This is a genomic window from Methylomonas sp. MS20 (assembly GCF_050275925.1).
Taxonomy (GTDB): domain Bacteria; phylum Pseudomonadota; class Gammaproteobacteria; order Methylococcales; family Methylomonadaceae; genus Methylomonas; species Methylomonas koyamae_A.
In genome coordinates this window covers 1,735,759-1,757,430 of sequence record NZ_CP189962.1, presented here as the reverse complement: position 1 = coordinate 1,757,430, position 21,672 = coordinate 1,735,759, and the positions used below count along the sequence as shown (strand labels likewise).

16 protein-coding genes are annotated in these 21,672 nt (G+C 57.7%); 8 read left to right on the top strand and 8 right to left on the bottom strand.

Features of this window, described 5'->3' with window-relative positions; genetic code table 11:
* The first annotated feature begins 16 nt into the window (after positions 1–16).
* The 7 genes from ACQE3D_RS07630 (at position 17) to ACQE3D_RS07600 (ending at position 9,754) form a co-directional block, all read left to right on the top strand.
* Positions 17–829, top strand: coding sequence for a lipase family protein (locus tag ACQE3D_RS07630; protein ID WP_427551483.1), 813 nt, complete (start codon positions 17–19; stop codon positions 827–829).
* Between the two features lie 365 nt (positions 830–1,194).
* Positions 1,195–2,820, top strand: a complete 1,626-nt coding sequence (locus tag ACQE3D_RS07625) for a DUF2235 domain-containing protein (protein ID WP_427551482.1) — start codon at positions 1,195–1,197, stop codon at positions 2,818–2,820.
* 35 nt (positions 2,821–2,855) lie between these two features.
* The gene (locus ACQE3D_RS07620) at positions 2,856–3,488 is read left to right on the top strand and encodes a glycoside hydrolase family 19 protein (protein WP_427551481.1); all 633 of its coding nucleotides are present in this window, start codon (positions 2,856–2,858) and stop codon (positions 3,486–3,488) included.
* A gap of 778 nt (positions 3,489–4,266) precedes the next feature.
* Positions 4,267–5,490 (top strand): hypothetical protein, encoded by a 1,224-nt coding sequence (locus tag ACQE3D_RS07615; protein ID WP_427551480.1) that lies wholly within the window; start codon positions 4,267–4,269, stop codon positions 5,488–5,490.
* On the top strand, positions 5,474–6,835 hold the full coding sequence (locus ACQE3D_RS07610) for a lipase family protein (RefSeq protein ID WP_427551479.1): 1,362 nt from the start codon (positions 5,474–5,476) through the stop codon (positions 6,833–6,835). Before ACQE3D_RS07615 ends, ACQE3D_RS07610 begins: the two co-directional genes overlap by 17 nt.
* A 177-nt stretch (positions 6,836–7,012) precedes the next feature.
* Entirely contained in the window at positions 7,013–8,602 is a 1,590-nt protein-coding gene (locus ACQE3D_RS07605; RefSeq protein ID WP_427551478.1) for an esterase/lipase family protein, read from the top strand.
* Between the two features lie 387 nt (positions 8,603–8,989).
* On the top strand, positions 8,990–9,754 hold the full coding sequence (locus ACQE3D_RS07600) for a VPLPA-CTERM sorting domain-containing protein (protein ID WP_427551476.1): 765 nt from the start codon (positions 8,990–8,992) through the stop codon (positions 9,752–9,754).
* A 193-nt stretch (positions 9,755–9,947) separates the two neighbouring features.
* On the opposite strand, the gene ACQE3D_RS07595 is transcribed toward ACQE3D_RS07600, so the two are convergent.
* On the bottom strand, positions 9,948–10,250 hold the full coding sequence (locus tag ACQE3D_RS07595; RefSeq protein ID WP_427551475.1) for an REP-associated tyrosine transposase: 303 nt from the start codon (positions 10,248–10,250) through the stop codon (positions 9,948–9,950).
* Between the two features lie 1,121 nt (positions 10,251–11,371).
* Here ACQE3D_RS07595 and ACQE3D_RS07590 point away from each other — a divergent pair.
* Positions 11,372–13,621: a PASTA domain-containing protein gene (locus ACQE3D_RS07590; RefSeq protein WP_427551473.1), complete on the top strand. Its 2,250-nt coding sequence runs from the start codon at positions 11,372–11,374 to the stop codon at positions 13,619–13,621.
* A 187-nt stretch (positions 13,622–13,808) separates the two neighbouring features.
* On the opposite strand, the gene tatA is transcribed toward ACQE3D_RS07590, so the two are convergent.
* The 7 genes from tatA to ACQE3D_RS07555 form a co-directional block, all read right to left on the bottom strand.
* Positions 13,809–14,018: a twin-arginine translocase TatA/TatE family subunit gene (gene tatA / locus ACQE3D_RS07585; RefSeq protein ID WP_064025479.1), complete on the bottom strand. Its 210-nt coding sequence runs from the start codon at positions 14,016–14,018 to the stop codon at positions 13,809–13,811.
* Between the two features lie 99 nt (positions 14,019–14,117).
* Positions 14,118–15,764, bottom strand: a complete 1,647-nt coding sequence (locus tag ACQE3D_RS07580; protein ID WP_427551472.1) for a PepSY domain-containing protein — start codon at positions 15,762–15,764, stop codon at positions 14,118–14,120.
* Positions 15,765–15,932: 168 nt separating this feature from the next.
* A complete protein-coding gene (locus ACQE3D_RS07575) occupies positions 15,933–16,613 on the bottom strand; it encodes a c-type cytochrome (protein ID WP_427551471.1) in 681 nt (226 codons plus the stop codon).
* Positions 16,610–17,200, bottom strand: coding sequence for a peroxiredoxin (locus tag ACQE3D_RS07570; RefSeq protein ID WP_071157177.1), 591 nt, complete (start codon positions 17,198–17,200; stop codon positions 16,610–16,612). Before ACQE3D_RS07570 ends, ACQE3D_RS07575 begins: the two co-directional genes overlap by 4 nt.
* A 13-nt stretch (positions 17,201–17,213) precedes the next feature.
* A complete protein-coding gene (locus ACQE3D_RS07565) occupies positions 17,214–17,603 on the bottom strand; it encodes a hypothetical protein (RefSeq protein WP_427551470.1) in 390 nt (129 codons plus the stop codon).
* A 112-nt stretch (positions 17,604–17,715) separates the two neighbouring features.
* Positions 17,716–19,179, bottom strand: coding sequence for a DUF1501 domain-containing protein (locus tag ACQE3D_RS07560; protein ID WP_427551469.1), 1,464 nt, complete (start codon positions 19,177–19,179; stop codon positions 17,716–17,718).
* A 77-nt stretch (positions 19,180–19,256) separates the two neighbouring features.
* The gene (locus ACQE3D_RS07555) at positions 19,257–21,602 is read right to left on the bottom strand and encodes a DUF1549 and DUF1553 domain-containing protein (RefSeq protein ID WP_427551468.1); all 2,346 of its coding nucleotides are present in this window, start codon (positions 21,600–21,602) and stop codon (positions 19,257–19,259) included.
* Positions 21,603–21,672: the final 70 nt, after the last annotated feature.

Genomic DNA, 21,672 nt, shown 5'->3' with positions numbered 1-21,672 from the left:
AAACGGAGGACATCAGATGAAACAACTCAGCATCGAACCCAACAACACCCAATTTTCGCTGCCGAACGCCTATGCTCTGGCCCTGGCGTCGAAGCTGGCCTATGCCGGCGAAGCCGAAGTCTTGAACAAACTGTCGGTACAAGGCTTTAACGGCCGCTTCATCGACGGCAGCAAGATTCCCGGTTCGCACCAGGATACGCAAGCTTTTATCGCCCACAGCGGCAGTGCGATCGTGATCGCGTTTCGCGGCACCGAGAAAGTGCCGGACGACTGGTGTACCGACGCCAAGATGGCGTTTCGCGTGACGCCGCACGGCCACATTCACACCGGCTTCGACGATGCCCTCGACGTGATTTGGGATACCTTGATCGAAACGCTGGAAAACGTACACCAGTACGGGCAATCGCTATGGCTGACCGGGCATAGCCTGGGCGGCGCGTTGGCGGTGCTGGCCGCCGCGCGCTTGAGTCTGGAAATCGATCAACGCATCTACAAATCGATCAACGGCTTGTACACCTTCGGCCAACCTCGGGTCGGCGATCGCCGCTTTGTCGGCGAGCTTGACCAAGCCTTGAAGCCGCGCTATTTCCGCTTCGTTAACGATAACGACATCGTGCCGCGCGTGCCGGACCGGCTCAACCAATACCAGGAAGGCGGCAGCATTCGCTTCTTCGATTCGGAAGGCAAATTACACGAGGATGTCGGTTACTGGTTTAAGTTCATGGAGCGGATTAAAGGCTCGCTAAACCAGAAACTGGATTTAATTCCATCCTTTATCGAGCATCATTTTATCGATCACTATATTCAAAACATCGAGAAGAATTTATAAGGCGGGGCCGGTCGGCGTTATTAACCCGGCGCTATTTATCACTGGTAATCCGTTCGGGCCGAGCTCGGCTAAGCCCAGGCTGGCATGCCCTTCGACAGGGCTCTCCTGAGCGCAGCCGAAGGACTCAGGGCGAACGGTATTCAAGGGCCGGGTTAATAACCATAAATAAACCTTGAACTTAAAAATAGCCGTTGGCCTGTGTTGCGGGCCGAATCAAAAATCGGCATTCGATCATCGGCCCGACAAGGCGTTTTTTCCGCGCTGAACTAAACTGCCGAGGTAACAAGCGTTAGGGCCGAGAGCCATTTATCTCGGTGTTTGAATAATAAAAACAAGCTCTTCGCCAATTTCAAGAGAGGTATTCCATGAGCAATAAAAATATCGTGCTGTGCTCGGACGGCACCGGCAACAAAGGCGGGTATGGTAGCGACAGCAACGTGTACAAAACCTATAAGGCCGTGGACGTCACCAGCGGCAAGGCTCATCAATTCACTTTTTACGACCAAGGGGTCGGCACCGACAAGAGCGACACCAGCAAAAACAAATACTGGACCGCGATGTCCGGCGCATTCGGTTTCGGTTTTCAAAAAAACGTGCTCCATCTGTACCACTTCCTGGCCAGATGCTACGTACCCGGCGACAACATCTTTTTATTCGGTTTCAGCCGCGGCGCGGCGACCGTGCGCGCCTTTGCCGGATTTTTAAACGCTTGCGGCTTGATCGATCCCAAACACTTCTTAAAGACCGACGGCTCGATCGATTCCGCGGTGCTATCGGGCTTGGTCAAGCAAGCCATGACCTGCTACGGCACCGGTAATCCGAACCAACACCAGCAGTTCAAAAAACAATTCGCGTTCCAAGATCCAAACCACGCACCCGACGGCAACTTGAAGATCCATTTCGTCGGCGTTTGGGATACCGTGTCGGCGTTGGGCTTTCCCAAGGACTTCAGCGTTCTGCTGCAAGGCTTCGGTCGAAGCATGGACTGGTTAACCGATCATAGCCCGTGGTGGAAGCATAGCTTTTACGATTACAAACTGAATAACGCCATCCAAAATGCCTATCACGCGATCGCCATCGACGACGATCGGGAAACCTTTCATCCCTTGGTTTGGGACGAGCGCGACTACGACCATTACGTCGAGCAAGTCTGGTTTGCCGGAGTGCATTCCAACGTCGGCGGCGGCTACCCGCGCACCGGCATGTCCGACGTGGCCTTGGTCTGGATGCTGGAAAAAGCCATGGCCCACGGCTTGGTTATCTACGACGACGTGTTGGCAAGCTATCGGGACGGCGCCAACATTTACGACAAACTCTACGATTCGCGCGACGGCTTGGCGATGTATTACCGCTACGGACCGCGCAATTTGGCCGAGTTATCCAAAGATTCCAAAACCGGCAAGTGGCTGCTTAAAAACGACGCCGACATTGCCATTCACCGCAGTGCGTTCCGAAAAATCCTGGAAGTCAGCGAGGCCTATGCACCCGATGGCCTGCCGCCTAAATTCAATGTGGTAGACCACGAGTTCGACGCAAACAATCCGCCTGCGGCGGCGGCCTCCAAGGTGGTACTGACCGTGGATACCTCGGCAAAATCCGCCGCTTGGCAGCAACTTAGCGCCGAGGCCGACGCCGTCATTAACGCCAGGAAACACTTGTACGTCTGGTTCTCGGAACTGACGATGGCGATCATCCTAGCGTCGTGGTTTATGTGGGTCTATCCGCCCGATTCGGTAACCAACCTGACCAGCGGCGGCTTCAGCGGCTCGATTTCGGATTTGCTGCGTTATCTGACACCGGTATTCTTCGAAAACTTTATCCGCTACGTGGTGGAAGTCCACGGCTGGATTTCTCTGCTGATGCTCGGCACGTTGGCGGCGCTGTATTACCGGCGCAATTCCTTGCTCAATAAACTGGATCAAACCTGCCAGGACATGGCGACCTTGATAAAACTCGTCCTCACGGCGCAAAAAAACAGCGCCCAATCGTGAAGTCCCAACCAAGAATACTTGTACGGAGGTGACCCATGATAGATGCCAACCTAATCAAATCCGCGCTGCCGCAATGTAAGTCGCCCGATACCTGGGCGGCGGCGTTGAACCCGGCGATGGAGCAATTTCAAATCAACAATCCCGGCCGCATCGCCTGCTTTCTGGCCCAGACCGGCCACGAATCCGGTCAATTCAACCGCTTGACGGAAGGCCTGTTCTACAAAACCGCCGCGCGGCTGGTAGCAGTGTGGCCCAAGCGCTTTCCGACCGAAGCCGTCGCCGCGCCCTATGTCGCCAACGAAGAAAAACTAGCCAATTACATTTACGCCAACCGGATCGGCAACGGCCCGGAAAGCTCCGGCGACGGCTACCGGTTTCGCGGCCGGGGCTTGATTCAAATCACCGGCCGCAGCAATTACGCCGATGTCGGCAAGGCCTTGGGCGTGGATTTGCTCGCGCAACCGGAATTGTTGATCGAACCGAAATGGGCGGCTTTGAGCGCCGCCTACTTTTGGTTCGGTCACGGTTTGAATGCCTTGGCCGACGACCAAACCGACGACAACGACATCGAGGACTTCACCGCGATCACCAAGAAAATCAACGGCGGCACCGCCGGATTGCAGGATCGCTTGGCCTTGTATCGGACCATCAAGCCGTTGGTGAAATAGGCGGAAAGTCGTATGGCGCGTGGCTCGCCCAATCGGCGAGCCGGGCTGTTCGATGCCTTCGACGGCAAACCCTGGTCGGCATCGCAGCCATGAGCCGGTGGACCGAGCGAAACCAAAATCCGCTTCGGCTTCGCTCAGCGAACGGTTGGTGAGGTTAAATCTCGGTTTTCACCCAGTCTCGGCCAACACTTGTTACATCGGCGACTGTAGGACCGGCTTCAGTCTCGATCCGGGGCGTCCGGCGGAGCATATGCTTGCAGCCTCCGCTAAACCGCCTCCTATTATGGATTTAAGCGACGGCGCCCCACCAACGCGGGTTTAATCGAAACAGGTCTGGGAGCGCCTGTAACGCACACGCCGGAGTGCAAACCTAGATTTGCAACGCCAGTTTGCCGGAGAAGCACCCACTTTCGGCGCTTATAGCAGGTGCAATCAAAGGTGTCCGGCGCCGGAATTGCGACAAAAGAGTCTCGGCAACATGCACCCTAGGCAACAGCCAGACCAGGGAAAGCGCCTGTAATGCTCGCTCCGGAGTGCAAACCTAGGTTTGCGACTCCAGCTTGGTGGTGGCGCTTCCCGATGAGCCGCGACTCTGACCGGCGCACCAATTTAAATGTGAGTCACCTAACAGTTTTTGATATTGCTTCTATACTCGATCCGCGCGGAATCGGGACGTGGCGCGGTTGATGACACAGGGTGCAAGCGCGCCGGAACGGACACGGCAACGGCCTGAACGGTTGCCGAACATAAAAATGACTCACGCCAATGAGGACAAACCATGGACCACTCAAACATCAACACTTCACGACTACTACCCTGGCTGCTGGCCCTATCCACCGGCCTGATCGCCGGCTGTGCCGATGCGCCGAAGGCGCCACTGACCACGTTAGGCCAATTGCCGGCGTTCGAGAAAATCAAGGACAAACTAGAGGCCTTGAACCTGACGCTGCCCAAGCCGGAATTCAATATCGACGCCGCCCGCTTCGTCGGCTGCATGGCGCCGTTGACGTCGCGCCTCGAACCCGGCTTGGCCAAGGTACTCGGCGAAGTTGAAGAGAAAACCGACGAACTCAAAGCCAAACTCGACACACTGGGCGGCTTGGACGACCGCAATCTGCTGGGCAAGCAATCGCTGATAGCCGATCTGCTGGACAAGCTGACGACCTCGCCGCACCTGGAAGGCCCGGCCGGTCTGGCCCAAAAAATCAAGGACGATCTGGCCGAACATCGCAAACACTTTAAACAGCGGGTCAATACAGAAAAGGAATTTCTGGAAGCCGACACCCGGCAAGCCCTGAAGCTCGAAGAAGAATATCTAAAGGCCTATTTTAAAAAAGGCGGCGCGCAACTGGTTTCGCAAATCATCCAAGACCCCGCCGAGCAAACCGAATTGCAGCGGCAAGCCGCGTCGCTGTTGAAGCTGAAAGCCGACGACCCCAAGCTGGAGCAAGTGCTGGTTTTGTTCGACAAGCAACTCGGCAAAGCCGCGAGCAAACTGGCCAAAAAAAGTCCCGGCTTCGTCGGTCGCGACGGCACCCAATACGGCTTTCCGGGCATCGTCGAAACCGGCACACACGTCAGCATCGACCACAGCCAAGTCGCCGCCGACACCTTGCGCATCGCCCTGGAAGCCGTCCGCGACCATTACGCGCCGTTGCCGGTGCTGCCGAATACCAACGCCGCCGCCAGCTTGACCGATTACGTCATTGATTTCAGCAAACCGGTGCACTGGGTTTACGACCGCCGCGCCGGTACATCCGCCGACATCAGCATCGACGAAGCCGGCTTCCAAGAAATCGAGGCCCATTCCCGTAAAGCCGAAGCCAGTGTGGCCGGCGCGGTCGGCAAGGCCATTCGCGGCGGGTCCTGGGGCGCGTTGAACAACGAAGCGGTCGCCAAACTGGTGGAAACCGCCGCCGGCGTCGTAGCCCGCCACGTCACCGAGCGCGCCCAATGGTGCGTAAAAGCCCAAGCCGGAGAAGCCCATGCCACGACGCCATAACGCCTGCACTGCCCACAAGCTGGGTTTGGCCCTGATTCCATTCATCATTACCGGATGCACGACGATGCCGACAAATTATTCGCTAGAAGCCTATCAACAACTCCGAGACAGCGGCCTGCCGCCGGTAAGGCCGGCCTGGGGCGGCTTCGACGCCACCGAAGCCGCTTCGTTGCTGGAGCTTTGCATAGAACTGAACAACCAGGACGACCGCAACAATCCCAATTTGCCCGACCCCAACCATCAATACCAAGCCAAGCCGGCCGGCTGGCAACTGGCCTACGACAGCCGCCAGCCCGGCAACACCGAATGGAACCGGATCTGGCCGTGGGACGGGCACGGCGACAACCCCAACGACATCAAGACCAACGGTCTGAAACCGTTGAACAACGCCTGGTTGTTGGCGCAATCGACCAGCGATCCCGGCCATGTCGCGATTGCGATACGCGGCACGGTCGGCGAACGGCGCAGCATCCTGGCGGACGCTTACGCGACGACCATCCCCGCCTACGCCGGCGTCGAGTACCCCGAGAATAAACCACTACCCATCGTGTTCGCCGCCACCCCGGACGCCGAAGTTCACCTGGGTTTCGGTTACGCCGCGTTTTCGCTGTTGTTCGATCCCGAGCGAGGTATCCTGACGCAACTACAACAGCGACTGGCGCAACAAGCGATTACCAAAATCACGGTGACCGGCCACAGTCAGGGCGCGGCGGTCGCCACGCTGATTCACGCCTTTTTGTATTACGCCACCAACGACGAGCGCAATCCCTACCAACTGGCGTTCGCCGCCAAGCCGGCGCTGAAATCCTATCTGTTTGCCCAGCCCAAGCCCGGCAATCTGCAGTTTGCCCAGGATTTCGCCCGTATCGCCGCCGAAACCGCTTATGTCATCAACAACGACAGAGACCCGGTCCCGCAAGTGCCTCTCAGTCTGGAAACCGTCTCGGAAGTCGCCGAATTCGTCGAAGAAGACAACGTCAGCGTCGGCGGGCCGTTGGACCATGTCATCGATGCCGTCACCAGCGCCAAAAACGCCATCCGCGGATCGATAGCCGAAGTGTTTACCGGCCACCTGGCCGACGATTTCGAGGAAACCGGCATCGCCGCCTCCGTCGAGCGCTACTTTGGCGATACCGCGATCGAGCTGCCGGATCTAAAACCCAAGTCGCTGAACTACACGCTGGCTGGCCAACTGATCCCGGTGTTCGGTCTGACCAAGGGCGGCGATTGCTACACCATCGGCGACCGCCCGGACATCCTGTTGCAACACCACGCCACCAGCTACCGCAAATTGATCGCGATGCAATTATTGGGCAAGCGCGACGACTGCGCCGGCGGGCACTGAAGCCAGGAAAGTCAGTCTGCCCGGTAACGCATTGTTTTAATTCCCTCACCCTGCCCTCTCCCGCGAGGAGAGGGTTGTATTTTGACTAATACGACAGCCTCGGAGGGGCGAGGGAACAATAAACCGAAACTCGAAGCCAACCACCACCACCCGACCTTAAAACACGGAGCCTCAACCATGTCCGACACCGCCAAAGCCCTGCAACAAGCCGTCGAGCCCGCCGCCCACCCGATCATTTATGTGCGCGGTTACGCTATGACCGAATCCGAACGCGACGAAACCGCCGCGGATCCGTTTTGCGGTTTCAACGCCGGCTCCACCGTGGTCCGCGCCGGCACCGGCGGCAAAGACACCAAGGCCCGCAAGTTCATCTTCGAATCGCCGGTAGTCCGCTTGATTTCGGATTTCGGTTACGCCGACGTCTACGACTCAGGCCTGGACATCATGGACCGGGACTGGCCGAAAGACAAAACCATTCCCTACCGTTCGGTAGTGGTGTACCGCTACTACGACGATGGTTCCAGCCTGCTGGGTAGCGGCAAATCCTCGCCGATCGAAACCTATGCCGAGGGCCTGGGGAAACTGATTCAGCGCGTCCGAGACCTGGCGCGCGACGAAGCCGGCCAAGCAATCGCGGACGCCGACTTCAAATGCTATTTGGTTGCCCACTCGATGGGCGGCTTGGTGTGCCGAGCCTTCTTGCAAAATCCGGCGTTGGGTGACGCCAAAACCCGCGCCTGGGTGGATAAAGTCTTCACCTACGCCACCCCGCACAACGGCATTGAACTAGCCGGCGTCAACGTACCCGACTGGCTGAAAGCGGCGGACATGAACAACTTCAGTCGGCCGCGCATGGCCGAATATCTGAATCTCGACAAGGATAGCGAGTACCTGGCTGAAGAACGCGTCGATCTGCTCCGGGACTTTCCGCCGGACCGCTTTTTCTGCATGGTCGGCAGTAACCGTGCCGATTACAACGTCGCCGCCGGCTTGTCGCGGATGTTTTCCGGCCACGGCAGCGACGGCTTGGTCAAGGTCGCCAACGCGGTGTTGACCGGCCAAGACAGCGCCGGCCAAAGCGTGCCCTGCCCCAAGGCCTACACCTACCGCTCGCATTCCGGCTATTTCGGCATCGTCAATTCCGAGGACGCTTTTCAAAACCTCACCCGCTTCTTGTTCGGCAATCTGCGGGTCGACATCTGGTTCGATGTCGCCGGGGTCTCGCTGCCCGAATCCTTGCAAGGCCAAGCGGATAAAGTCGAGGCCGACTACTACTTCGAACTGCAAGCCGCCCCGCGCAAAATGCGCGGCCTGCTGACCCGGCGCACCGCCGAGGAAGATTCGGCGGCGATTCGCGGTCACGGCGAGATCGTCAAACACCAGAAACGTAGTGTGTATCTGTCCAGCGTATTTCTGGCCAACTGGGCCAAGGTCGATCAAACCGACAACACGCTGACCTATGCCGTCACACTGGGCATCGGCGTGCAGGAATACCTGGTGGACGGCTGGCTGTTCGACTCCCACGTCGAAGGCGCCCGCCTGTTCAGCGACACCGCGATCATCGCCATCACCCCAGGCCAACAAGTCGCATGGCACTGGAGCCAAGCCAAATCCAAACCGACCGACGTTCGGCTTATCACCCAAGACGAACACCAAGCTGTCCAGGCCGGCGGCTCGCTGACCGTCGAAATCCCGATCCCCACCGTCGCCAAAAAAGCGCCCGGCATTACCGGGAAGTTGAGGTTTGTGGTTTCGGGGTGGCGGTGAGGGGAGGATTCCGGCCCATCGGTAACACGTCCTCCAGTTTTGCTTATGTCCAAAAATTGATATTAAACCGACATCGGGTTTGCGATTGACCCAAGGGTTACTTGCCATCGAAAAATTACCTTGTAAATAGCAAGGTACTTTAAGCTTAAATTTACGTTTCTTTGATACTGTTCGAGCACTTTCCAGCAACTTTATGCTTGGAAATGTGCTTGCGAGGTCAATGAAACATGAATATTCAAACTTCGAAATCTAGCACCGCCGACAGGGCAAAGTGGATCACAAATTGCCTCGTCAATGCCTTCCTAATCTAATGTGAAGTTACGAGATCAGGGCAATTGACAGGCTAAATACGGATTTAAAGCCTGAAAATCAACGCTAGGAGAATTTATGAAAACAGGAATTTTATTTTCAATGGCAGTCGCGGTTGTAGCCATTGGTAATACCGCAACGGCAGCAGTGACAACGTTCTCAAACTACAACATAGTCTCTAATAATCCTTACCTACCGGTCAGTCCCAGATTCACCGACGCCACCGCCAATCAAACCATGGTCGTCAATGAATTAGCCAATATGCCGGTTGGCACTATTCATTCAGGTGACATCATCAATGGCATTACCTATGCCTTTAGTATCTTTAATCGTGCCAATCCTAACTTGCCAAACGATACGACGGGGCAGGTTGTCAACAATGCCTGGTCGGGTTTCAACCCTGTATTGACCCCTCCTGGCGACGGCACGGCATTCCAACCGGGCGGCTTAACGCAACTCAACGATTCCGTCACACTCACGTTTTCAACCCCAATCAACTCTTTCGGGGTCGGTTTGGCCATTGCCTTTAATTCAACCTTCAATATCAGCACTGATGTGGCCGGTGTTTCCGCTTCGACAAATGGCATAAATTCGTATGGTGATTTGACCGGATTGAACCAAAGGCCATTTTTTGGTCTGGTTTCGGATATCCCGTTTTCCAGCGTAACCCTGACCGGTGGCAATAGATACATGGGAGGCACCGTGAAGGCTTGGTCGGGTTGGGATGTCACTCGCATCACTTATGGCGTGACGCCGGTCCCAGTGCCAGCAGCGTGGTTGCTTTTGTTAAGCGGCTTAGCCTGGGGTGGTGTTGTACGCCGCTTTAGCCAGCACAGCCGGTAGGCGTTCCGCTAAACCGACGCGAAAGCCGGTCAATTCAACCGTCATTCGCAATCAAAGCCAGCATCCGGCGAAACCATGTTGTGTTCCGCCTTACGCGTTGACGTGCACGTAATCAATATGCCGGACATAGTCCAATTCGTCGATGACGGTATGTTCCCAATAGCGTTTTTGCCAAACACCGCGCTCGCGGCGTTTACGGCGCGTGGCCGATAGACGTTCGGTGCGCGGCAATCCTTTGTTTGGCAAACAACAATTTCATCAAGCGCAAACGCACGGGAAAATCGTCGGTATCGGGCGGCAAGGTCAATACCATATGCATATGGTCCGGCAGCACCACCCAGGCGTCGATATGAAACGAATACAGCCTTTTGACCCTACGCACCGCGTCGCGTAGCAAATCGATGTGATCGGTCAACAACGTCCGTTGGCGTTCCAGCACGTTCACCGTGAAGAAATAGCAGCCGCCCGCCACAAAGTTCCGTCGATAGTTCGGCACAACCCCTCCTAAAATCAATCCATGAAGTGCACCGCCATGCAACTCCATGGGAATGGCGTAGGGCGGATTCGGAGCGCAGCGACAATCCGCCAAAACCCAAGCCAACCGCATAGCAAGGGCGCGAGCAAATTAAAAGCCATCAATGGTGGATTGCTTCGCGAATCCACCCTACGACACGTCACCGCGCGATCTATCCGCTGTACGGCCGTACGTACCCTTGCTTATTCGAGCGTCATCGCGATTCAGCGGCGTCACCCGGCAACCTTCAATCGTAATTTAGCGATCAAATTCAACAACTACATTACCTGCGGCGTAATGCTCCTTTCTACCCGCCGAAATTCACCACAACGTTGAGTTGAATCGACATATTTCCCCGGTATTTAGCGAATTTTTAGTTCCGCGACAAAACAAGTCGGAAATGTTGCGTTCCTGCCCCCCCATCGGCCGACAAAGGCCATTCAAATACCTAAAACCCTTGCCGGCCCCACGATTAAATACCCCCCACACAGAGGATATTTAACAAACAACACCTTGTGTAAGCTAGAGCACACTGAGTTACGGCGCTTGCCTTAAAGCCGCCGCTACTACGTTTTTAATAAGCGTGTTCGAACATTAGACAAGCTGTGTACAGCTCTGTTAACAGCCGGACTTGCTCGCGAACAAACGACCTTTCAGATCGAATGACAGTTTTTAATCCTGGACTAATTAGAACGGTCTGGGCGGCATAGGGCATTACCCCCTATTTTTTTGAAGGAGGAGTCATGATTTACTTCCATCCAAGGTTTATCCCGCTCTGCGTTAGAGTGTGGCCGCTACCTGTTAATTCAGTCTGTCCAACCGATCGACCTGAAGAAGTCCTGGTGAAAGGAAATAATTTCCGGTTGAGCAAGCTTAAATTCGGCGGGACGAGCGTCATAAAAATGTTTACCTCGAGAACGAAGAGGCCAAATCCCTGGCGTGCCGCCGCAGTAACGCTCTTGGCGATTGGTACACTCGCAAACTGGCAGCAAACCCGCGCCGACCAAGCCCTCGACATGAACGAGTGCCTGAGGCTATCCGGCGGCTCGGTAACTTTGTCTCGGCCTAGCGTAGTCTGGGGAGAGTCCGTAGAAGTCTCATGGATGGCCAATCTTTCGAGCTATTGTGTCGGAATGGGCGTAACCCTCCAGATTCAAGCCGACGACCAACTGCAGGCTAACACTACGTCGCACACGAGTACTCAAGGCCACGTCAGTGTGACTCCGGCTGCGACTACCACGGTCGCGTTGGTTGCCGTAAACGGCGCCGGTTCGCGTACCTTGGCTTCGCTTCCGTTAGCGGTCGAACCATGGAACCCCGAGCCATTACCCGACGACAGCGACTTGCGCCCAACCATTACCTTGCTCGGCAACGATCCGGTTTCACGGCGCCTGTTTGTGCGGGCCCTACGGACACCGAACGAAACCGTGATTATCAAGGGCGACATGGACCTGAGCGGTCTGGATGGCGTTTATGTCGCCCCAGGCGTACAGATAATCGGCGATCGTAGCGTCCGGGATGCGGGCCCCCGTCTGTACACCAGGACGTTTCCTTCCGAACTGCTGCACGTCGGCGACGAGGCCCACGGTCCAAGTGACGGTGTGCGCATCACCGGCATCCGTCTCGATGGCGGAATGAGCGACGACCCGTTCACAGCCGTTGGCAAGCCCGAGGCTACCGCGATAGTTGTCCGTTCCAGCCGAAACGTCGAGATCGATCACAACGAAATCGACCACTGGCGGGGCAAAGGTATCAGCATCCGCGACCCCGACAACCGCATCGCCCAGGACAATGCCGACACGGTGCGGGTAAACGACAATTACATTCATCATAATCAGCACCCCAACGGTAACCTGTGTTTGATCGACGGCGGCAGTCATGCGGCCGGCTATGGCGTGGAAGTGTCTTACGGCGCCTACGCGCTGATCGACTCTAACGTATTCGATTGGAACCGCCACGCCATCGCCGGCGACGGCCGTGACGGTTCGGGCTATAAGGCTTATCGCAATCTAGTCCTTCAGCACGGCGGCGTCCACTTCCATTGCGTGAATGTTTGGGACATCGTTTTTGGCGTGCTAACCTTCCCGCTTAACGAACTCGGTGTGGTGGACGACGACCATATTTACCACACGCACCAGATCGATATGCACGGCAGGGGCGACAACGGCTTCGGCGGCTTGGCGGGCGAATGGATGGACATCCAGTTCAACACCATCCTTTACACGGCCGGCACCGGTATCAAGCTGCGCGGTACGCCAGCTCTTGCATCCGAGTCGCCAAGCTCCTTCTCGGTTGGAATGGACGTAAAACATAACGTGTTCGCGCATCAAGACCAATGGGAGTGGATCAATGGAGGCGTATCGCCGGGTGCGATGACCCAGGAGGAAACGGGACTGCAGGCGGCGGAAAATATATACGGGCTCAACACGTTCGACGCGCGTAAACGTTGCGATTTCGACGCCGACGGTCAGGACGACGACTTCATAGCCACCGGCGTGGCTTGGTGGTATCGCTCGACGCGGCTTGGCGGTCGCTGGGTGTTTTTGGAACAGTCGCCAAGCCGCTTAGCCGATGTCACGCTAGAGGACGCCGACGGCGACGGTCGCTGCGATGTACTGACGAGCGGAGCGGTGCGCAGTGCCGGTGGCGATGGCAGCCGCCCCCTCATACAATCACCAGGCGATGTCACGACTATCGCAGAGACGCCGGTAAACCAAACGTTGACGGCGGACGGCGGGACTGCGCCCTATTCCTGGGTGGTGTCGGGCCTCCCCGGCGGCCTCTACGCAACATCCGACGGGCGGATATTGGGTACGCCGTCCGACTACTCGATAACATCTTCGAAGATCACCGCGATGGTCACCTCAGCCAACCATCAATCCGACACCATCACCTTCACCTGGACCGTCGGCTCCAATGTTCCCAACGTCACAGGCTTATCCGAAGATGCCGCGCGTAGGACAATATCGGATTCCGGTTTACGCCTGGGAAATGTGTCGCGCGAGGTCAACTTCGCATCAGTGGGTTCGGTGATAGCCCAAAGTCTGGCAAGCGGAAGCACGGTGGCAACAAGAACGCCGATCGACATCACCGTGTCCCTAGGTGCAGTCACCGTACCCAATGTACGTTCGTGGGATGCTTCCTCGGCCATGGATGCCATCAATGCCGCCGGCCTCGCTTCCGGCGAAATCACCTACGTAAACACCTGTCTCGATCCCGGTACGGTTCAAAGTACAACCCCATCCATCGGTGCGGTCGTAGCGCCGGGTACGGCGATAAAACTATCGGTATCGACCTGTACCGGCACCGGTGGCGGTCGTGGGGGTGGTGGCAACCCGCGTCAGCCATTGTAGTTAGAACCCACCACGCCAGCAGTTCCGTGCGCCGAATTCCGTAAGCCGAGTGCAACGAGGCCCGGTAGGCGTACGGAACGATCCGCATCGAGTCGGATCAAGCGAACGGCGGTATTTCGCCTATTTCGACGCTCCAAGGGGATCGCGCGACGCCTGATACGCCAAATCCGCCGCCGTTACCGCTCACTTACCGAACCGACTCGCGCTCTTCGGCCCCCGCCGAGCTCAACAAGCCGCCGGACGGCTCGGCTTGGTCGGTTTCGGCTTCCTTAACGGCCTTGCGGAAGCCTTTGATCGCATCGCCCAAATCGGCGCCGACGGTTTTCAAACGCTTGGTGCCGAACACCAAGACCACGATGGCTAAAACCACCAACAAATGCGGTACGCTCAAACCCATGTTTCGCCTCAATTAAAAAAATTCGATAGCCGGGTCCGGGCCAAACGGCTGAACCCCCAATCACAAAACCCCGCTCGCGCGGTTACGTCATCAGCCGGCTCAATCGGCCGCTTCGGTTGCCAGGGTCGCGCCGCGACTCGGCGCCGCATTGCCGCTCGGCGCTGCCGCATTGGCCCGGCGTTTCTTCGGCGCAAAGGTTTTCACCAATCGCTTCCAGCCGATCACCAGCGAGCTGGCCCCCAGCACTAAGCCGAATCCGACCCAGGTCAGCATCCAGATGTCCCACAACGGCCGGTAATACAGCCAGCCGAAATCCCAATGATGCAAACCGGAATACAGCCAGCGGAACACCCGGCGACTTTGGTCCAGCTTGGCCAGCAATTGGCCGTCTTGCGGATCGAGATAAACCCGGCTGCCGGCTGCATCGTCCAGTTCGGCCAGCACCACCGGCAGCGGTTTTTCGACCAAGCCTTGATGGTGGCGCGGGTAGTAATAACTGTCGTAGTCGTCCAATATTTTGACTGCCGCGACCTTGGTGTCACCCGCCAAGCGCTGGACCGCATCGCCGATCGCGTTTTCGCTGAAACGCGGGCCGGCCCCGCTGGGCGTCAGCGGCAAACGCAAGCCGTCGCGGCCTTGCGCCAACAAGACCGTTTCGCCGCCCAGACGCCGCCAGTTCAGCTCGACCACCTCAATACCGTTACCGGCCAGCCGCAACGGCGCCGGTCGCCAGTCCAACATTGTCGCCGGCACTTCGGCGCCCAGGTAGCGCTTTAACTCCGCCTTGCTGTATTCACCGTTGGAAAAGATTTTGCCGGGATTGGTATCGACAAATCCGCTCAGCGCCCAGCTCAGGGCCACCGTGCCGCCGATCAAACCGGTCCAAAAGTGCCATTTGAACCAGAATTCGCGGTAAGGCTGGGTTCGGCCTTGCGAATAGGTCGGCTTGCCGCCGAAGCCAGGCCGCCAGCGCAACCAGCCGATAATCAAACCGGTGATGCAGGCGATCGTGGCGCCGGCACCAGACCACAGCTGTACATCATGACGAATATCGCCCAGCCCCAGCAAATCCAGCGGTTTGAATAAATGTATCCAGTTGCCGGCCCAAAACAGACCGCGCTGCCAGCGGCTGGAGGCGTGCAGCACCTCGCCGGTCCGCGCCGAAATCAACAACTCGTCGCCCTCGTTGCTGGCGATGCGGTGAAACGGCCGTAAAGTGTCGCGGTTACGCAAGATCGCCGGCGCCTCAACGCTTTCCAAATAAATCAGCTCGGCCGGAATACGGCCCTCGGCGACGAACCAGTTTTGCGCGATTCGCAGCGCCTGGGTCCTATCGGTTTCCCGCAATCCGCCGTCGACGGCCGACAATGCGTAACGCAACCCCTGGGTATCATCGACCAGCCAGACCGGCTCGCCGGCGCTGCGCAGCAACCGGGCATCGGCCAGCGCCGGCTCGCCGCCGGGTTTACCGGACGCGGCCTCGCCGCCGGCCGGTTTGGCTTTGCGCTGTTCGGCGGCGGCCTTGCGTTGCTCCGCACTGTGTTGCCAGACTTCTCCTAGACTAAGCCAGCCGGATTCGGGCTGAAGCACTTCGGCGTGCGCCAACTGTTGAGCGCGGCTTTGCGCGGTCGGCGTCGAATACATAATCACTAGTCCGGTCGCAAACCAGACGAACATGAACAACGCCAGGACCACGCCCAGCCAGCGGTGGGTTTCGTATAGCAACCAGTTCAACGATTTCTTCATTTCCATCTCCTTGTCTTACTATGAAAGTTACCGGACGCAGCCACCCAATTCGGTGTCGGAACGTTGTCAATCGCGGCTAAAGCCGCTCCTACGTCACTGACTTTCATTTGATGGGGCGATGCAGCGCTTTGATCATCGTTAGCGAATAATCGCGGCAGTACTCAATCTTTACAAAGTCGCCAAATAGGCTGCCAGCCCGTCGATTTCGTCGTCGCTCAATGCGCCGGCAATCCGGTTCATCACCCCATCCGGGCTATTGCGGCGGTCGCCGGACTTCCAATTGCGCAATTGCGAACGCAGATAAACCAAGCGTTGGCCGCCGAGCAGCGGATAGGCAATGCCGTCGGCGACTCGGCCCTTCCCGGCCGGACCGTGGCAACTGAAACAGGCCGGAACCTTGCGACTGTCGTCGCCTTGTTCGACCAGATTCCTTACCGCCGATCGCTCGCCGTTCCGAGTGCCGGCAGGCGCCGGGCGGCCGGAAAAATACGCGGCGATATCGACGATGTCGGCTGGCGCCAAATCGGCCGCCATCACCGTCATCGTCTCGTGTTGCCTGGCGCCGGACTGGAAATCCCGCAGCTGTTTGACCAGGTAATCCGCCGGTTGGCCGGCATGGTTGGGAATCTTGTCGGCAACGCTGATACCCTCGCTACCGTGGCATTCCTGACAGCGCTCGGTCTCGGAAGTCAGCCGGCCGATGGCGGGATCGCCGACCCGCTCGGCCGAAGCCTGCGGCGCGGCGGTCAATAGCGCCATCGCGCCGAGCGCCAGCCAACGCCGGCCCAAGCGGCGCCGACGAATCGCGGTTTTCGCGGTAAATTCCCGTGGCCTTCGCGCCGCGCTCACTGGGCGGCGTGGCGCTGGCCGGCCAAGCGCTCGACGGTGGCCAGCGCTTGCGCGACGTTTTCTTCGGGTTTCAAACCACCCAGGGTCGCGGCAATCTTGCCGTCCGGCGTCACGACGAAGGTGGTGCGCTCGGCGAAACCGTGATCGATAGCCTGGCCGCGACTGTCGGTCTTACCGGGTTGCGGATCGCGTACCGCCAGATCGTAGGCCTTGGAAATCGCGCCGCCGGCATCCGATGCCACCGGAAACTTGCCGGCGCAGAAATTGGGGTCGGCGGAAAATTCGTTGAGACGCTCGATGCTGTCCAGCGACACGCCAACAATGGTTGCGCCGGCGGCGGCGAATTTGTCATGGTTAACCGCGAAGCTGTGCGCCTGGATATTGCAGCCGCCGGTATAGGCGGATGGATAAAAATAAACGACGACCGGACCTTTCTTTAAAGCGTCGCCCAGCGAGTACGCGAACGCCTTGCCGGCTTGCGATGCCTGGGTCTCGATCGCCGGAGCCGGGTGGCCTTCGGGCAGCGCGGCGAGTGCCGGCGCGGACAGCCAAGCCAAGGCCAGGCCGGTCAAAAAAACGGGTTTCATAATGGAGTTCCGGTCAAAGTGGTTTGTACTTGTCGTGGCAGGCGCCGCGGCATTGTTTGGAAAAATCGTTGGCGGCGCTAGCGGCGCTGTTCAAATCGCCGGCACCCAGCGCGTTTTGAATCGATGCCGCCTTGTTTTGGTAATCCTGGGCATCGGCCACCGCGTCGGCGGCATCGCCGCGCTTGGCGAAATAGCCTTCCACCAGCTTAAAAGCCTCTTGCAATTGTTTGGTTTCGGCGCTGGCGGTGGCGGTATCCTGCGCGGAAATCGTGTTCTGCACGTTCTGGATCTTGGTCTCGACGTCTTTCATCAATTCTTCGAAGTCGAATTCGGCTTCGGCGAACGCGGCTCCCGGCGCCAGAATCCAGGTCCAGGCCAGTAACCGCAAGGTCTTGCGTATCATGCTAAAAATTCCCCCTTTAAAAAATCCCTGCCGCCCAAACCAGCCGCCACGTGTCCCACACCGGACCCGCGGCATCGATCGGCTGGCGTGGCAGCGAACTACGGCGGCGTCCCTAGGCGATCAGCTCCTTAATCACCTTGCCGTAAACCACGGTCGGCCTTTCGGATCGACCTTGATATTTGTAAATCAGCTTCAAGTGGTCCAAACCGAGCTGGTTAAGTACCGTGGCGTGCAGGTCGTAGGTATCGACTTCGGTGCCCTTGATGGCTTGCACGCCCAGATCGTCGGTGCCGCCGTGGGTGTAACCGGCTTTAACGCCGCCGCCCGCCATCCATTGGGTGTAACCCCAGGGATTGTGGTCGCGGCCGTCGCCGGATTCGCTCCACGGCGTGCGGCCGAATTCGGAAGTCCACACCACCAGGGTATCGTCCAACATGCCCTTGGCTTTCAGGTCCTTCAGCAGACCGGCGATCGGTTTATCGATAATTTTGCTGTGCTTGCCATGGTTGTCTTCGATGTTTTGGTGGGCATCCCAGTCGCGGCTGTCGCCTTTGATGTCGGTCGGACCGGACACCACTTGAATGAAGCGCACCCCGCGCTCGGCCAAGCGTCTGGCACGCAGCAGCAATTCGCCGTAAGGTTTGGTGATGTCCTCGTCCAGGCCGTACAGCTTTTTGGTGGCTTCGGATTCCTTGCTGAAATCGACGGCTTCCGGCGCGGTTTCCTGCATCCGGTAAGCCAAATCGTAGGATTCGGTGCGGGCTTGCAGTTCGGTATCGGTCGGATAACGGCCGGCGTGGGCTTCGTTCAAACGTTTCAACAAATCCAAGGCCTTGCGTTTTTCGGTATCCACGACGTATTGCGGATTGTTCAAATGCAGAATCGGCGAGTTGCCCGGCCGGAACGGCGTGCCTTGGTAAACCGCCGGCAGGAAGCCGGACTCCCAGTTGGTCACGCCGCCGCGTGGCTCGCGCTTGTCGTTGTACAACACGACGTAAGCCGGCAGGTTGGGGTTGTTGGAACCCAGCGCATATTGAATCCAGGCGCCCAAAGTCGGCCGGCCCGGATTCAGACCGCCGGTATTCATTTTCATGATCGAAATATCGTGGGTCGCGCCAATGGTCACGCTGGATTTGATGAAAGCCAGATCGTCGGCTTGCTCGGCCAGATGGGGTAACCAGTCGGAGAACCAGGCGCCGCTTTGGCCGTGTTGTTTCCAGGTCCGCTTGGTCGCGATCAGTTTGGTGATACCGCCCTGGGTACTGGTCTTGATGCCTTTCAAGTACGATGCCGGAATGCCGGTGCCGGCCAGTTTGACCAATTCCGGTTTGTAATCGTACAAATCCAGCGTGCTGGGCGCGCCGGCCATGTGCAGCCAGATCACGGTTTTGGCTTTCGCCGGAAAATGCGGCGCTTTCGGCGCCAGCGGGTTGCCGCCGGTCAGCGCGTTCAAAGCGGCGTCTTCGGCCAACGCGCTGGCAATAACGCCGCCGCCGGGCAAAAAGGCGCTAACGGCCAGACCGCCCAAGCCATAGCCGGTTTTTACTAAAAAATCACGTCGCGATTTGTTGTTCATGGGTAAACCTCTTAAATTTAGTTGTCGGCAATTGCTTGATCGGGGCACCACAGGCGCCCCCAGGCTTGCACTGATCGTTAGAACCGGTAGATGAATTCGTTGGAATTGGCGACCACGTGTACCAAATCCACGAAGGCGGCAGCCCGCACCGGGTCGCCGATCGTTTTATCCTTGACGCCGGCCGGCACGTTGACTTCGAATTTACCGTTGGCGGCCTTGGCGCGAATCACGCCCTCCTGTTCGTTCAAGAAGGCCTGCAACTCTTCTTTTTCCTGGTCGTTCGGCTGGCGGGCAAACAGGATTTGGTAGAGTCTGGCAATCCGTTCTTCTTCGCTCTCGCCGGCCTCGTTGATGACCCGGCCAGCCAACGATTTGGACCAGTCGAAGATCAATTCGCTGTTGTACAGCGTCAAGGCTTGCAATGGCGTGGTGGTCACCTCGCGCTTGCTGTGGGCTTCCTGCGGCGACGCCATGTTGAACGAATCCAGAATCGGATACGGAATGCTGCGGCGGGTGAACACGTACAAGCTACGGCGGTTATGGTCCTTCTCGTCCTTCGAAGTCCGCCACATTTTGTCGTTGAAATTGGCGTTGTTGACCCCGTAGTTGGTATTGATCGCCGACGGTAGCGGCGGATATACGCTCGGACCGCCGACCTTGTCCTCCAGCTTGCCGGAAGCAACCAGCAGCGAATCCCTGACTTGCTCGGCTTCCAAACGCTGTCTGGGGAATACCGCCAACAATTGGTTTTCGGCATCGGCCTGATGCACGTCTTCGCGGTAATCGGACGACTGCCGGTAGACGCTGGACAACAGAATCTCCCGGTGCAGTTTCTTGACGCTCCAACCGTCCTTGACGAATTTGTCGGCCAGATAATCCAGCAGTTCCGGGTTGATCGGTTTTTCGCCGGCCTTGCCGAAATCGCTGACGGTGGCGACGATGCCCTTGCCGAAATACTGGTCCCAAACCCGATTCACGTAAACGCGGGCGGTCAACGGATTGGTCGGACTGGTGATCCATTTCACCAAGGCCGAGCGACGGCCGGACGAGAACGGCAACGGTTTGATGTCCGGTTTTTCGTCGGTAATCGCCGCCGGGAAGGCCGGTTGCACCTGTTCCAACGGTTTCTCATGGTCGCCGACCGCAAACACGAAGCTGGGCGGCGCATCCGGATGGCCCAGTTCGGTCATCGCCGAAATTTCATTCGAGAACGTCGCCGGTTTCAAATCGTCGAATTTACGCAATTCCTTGTTCAGCTTTTCCAATTCGGCCCACTGCTCGGCAATCTTCGGATCGCGGGTTTTGGCGTCGGTACTTTCGCCTTTTTCCTGGAAGTAGGATTGCATGCTGGCTTCGTTGGTGACGTTAGCCAAGCGATGATTGACCCAGCGGTCCTGGGCTGTCCATTTTTCCTTGGGTTTGAAAATCGCGTCGCGCGAGTCGGTCAGATAACGTTCCTTGTGATACTTGAGCGCCTCTTCCCGATGGGTATCGATAATGGCCTTTTGCTTGGCGCGGATGTCCTTGGTGGCTTCCTGCCACTTGGCGTATTGCTGGTCGTAGGCCACTTCGATCGGACCTTTCTTAGCCGGAATGTTGTCCACCGGGGCCACGTTGGCGAAGAAGGACTGGAACGAGAAATAGTCTTTCTGACTGATCTTGTCGAATTTGTGGTTGTGGCAACGCGCGCATTCCAAGGTTTGACCCAACACCACTTTCCCGACCGTATCGGTAATATCGGTGGTGATTTGGTATTTACGTTGCACCAGATCGCGCGAGTTGGAGTTATCCGGGAACTGCGCCATGAAACCGGTCGCGATCAGGGCCTGCTCGTCGCCGGGCCACAATTCGTCGCCGGCCAGTTGTTCCTGGATGAAGCGGCTGTAAGGCTTGTCCTGATTGAATGAATTGATTACGTAATCGCGGTAACGCCAGTTGTTCAAGCGATCGTTGTCGTTCTGGAAGCCGGTACTGTCGGCGTAGCGCGCCAAATCCAGCCATTTGCGGCCTTGGCGTTCGCCGTACTTAGGCGATGCCAGCAAGCGGTCGGCCAGCTTTTCGTAAGCGTTTTCGGATTCATCGTTGACGAAGGCGTCCACGTCTTCCGGGCTGGGAATGATGCCCCACACGTCCAGCGTGGCTCGGCGAATAAAGGCGGCTCTATCGGCATCCGGCGACGGCGTCAGGCCTTTTTCTTCCTGTTTGGCGAGGATGAAGGCATCGATCGGCGTCCTGACCCAATCCTGATGCTGGACCGCCGGAGCTGCCGGCGCCTTGACCGCTTGATACGACCAAAGTTTGGCCTTGCCTTGCGCCGCCGGAGCGGCATCGCCGGCGGATTTTTCATCGGCCCCACCGGCCTCGCCCACCATCGCCACGGACAAGGCCCAGGCGATTGCGATCGTTAATTTTTTCTTATTCATTTCACCACTCCAAAAACTCAAGCACCGGAACGCCCCGTGCGGATGAACGCGAACCGCCGCCCATCCGGCG

Coding starts and splice junctions, on each gene's coding strand:
- ACQE3D_RS07630 (WP_427551483.1), top strand. CDS start 17: ATGAAACAACTCAGCATCGAACCCAACAACACCCAATTTTCGCTGCCG.
- ACQE3D_RS07625 (WP_427551482.1), top strand. CDS start 1,195: ATGAGCAATAAAAATATCGTGCTGTGCTCGGACGGCACCGGCAACAAA.
- ACQE3D_RS07620 (WP_427551481.1), top strand. CDS start 2,856: ATGATAGATGCCAACCTAATCAAATCCGCGCTGCCGCAATGTAAGTCG.
- ACQE3D_RS07615 (WP_427551480.1), top strand. CDS start 4,267: ATGGACCACTCAAACATCAACACTTCACGACTACTACCCTGGCTGCTG.
- ACQE3D_RS07610 (WP_427551479.1), top strand. CDS start 5,474: ATGCCACGACGCCATAACGCCTGCACTGCCCACAAGCTGGGTTTGGCC.
- ACQE3D_RS07605 (WP_427551478.1), top strand. CDS start 7,013: ATGTCCGACACCGCCAAAGCCCTGCAACAAGCCGTCGAGCCCGCCGCC.
- ACQE3D_RS07600 (WP_427551476.1), top strand. CDS start 8,990: ATGAAAACAGGAATTTTATTTTCAATGGCAGTCGCGGTTGTAGCCATT.
- ACQE3D_RS07590 (WP_427551473.1), top strand. CDS start 11,372: ATGGCCAATCTTTCGAGCTATTGTGTCGGAATGGGCGTAACCCTCCAG.
- tatA (WP_064025479.1), bottom strand. CDS start 14,018: ATGGGTTTGAGCGTACCGCATTTGTTGGTGGTTTTAGCCATCGTGGTC.
- ACQE3D_RS07580 (WP_427551472.1), bottom strand. CDS start 15,764: ATGAAGAAATCGTTGAACTGGTTGCTATACGAAACCCACCGCTGGCTG.
- ACQE3D_RS07570 (WP_071157177.1), bottom strand. CDS start 17,200: ATGAAACCCGTTTTTTTGACCGGCCTGGCCTTGGCTTGGCTGTCCGCG.
- ACQE3D_RS07565 (WP_427551470.1), bottom strand. CDS start 17,603: ATGATACGCAAGACCTTGCGGTTACTGGCCTGGACCTGGATTCTGGCG.
- ACQE3D_RS07560 (WP_427551469.1), bottom strand. CDS start 19,179: ATGAACAACAAATCGCGACGTGATTTTTTAGTAAAAACCGGCTATGGC.
- ACQE3D_RS07555 (WP_427551468.1), bottom strand. CDS start 21,602: ATGAATAAGAAAAAATTAACGATCGCAATCGCCTGGGCCTTGTCCGTG.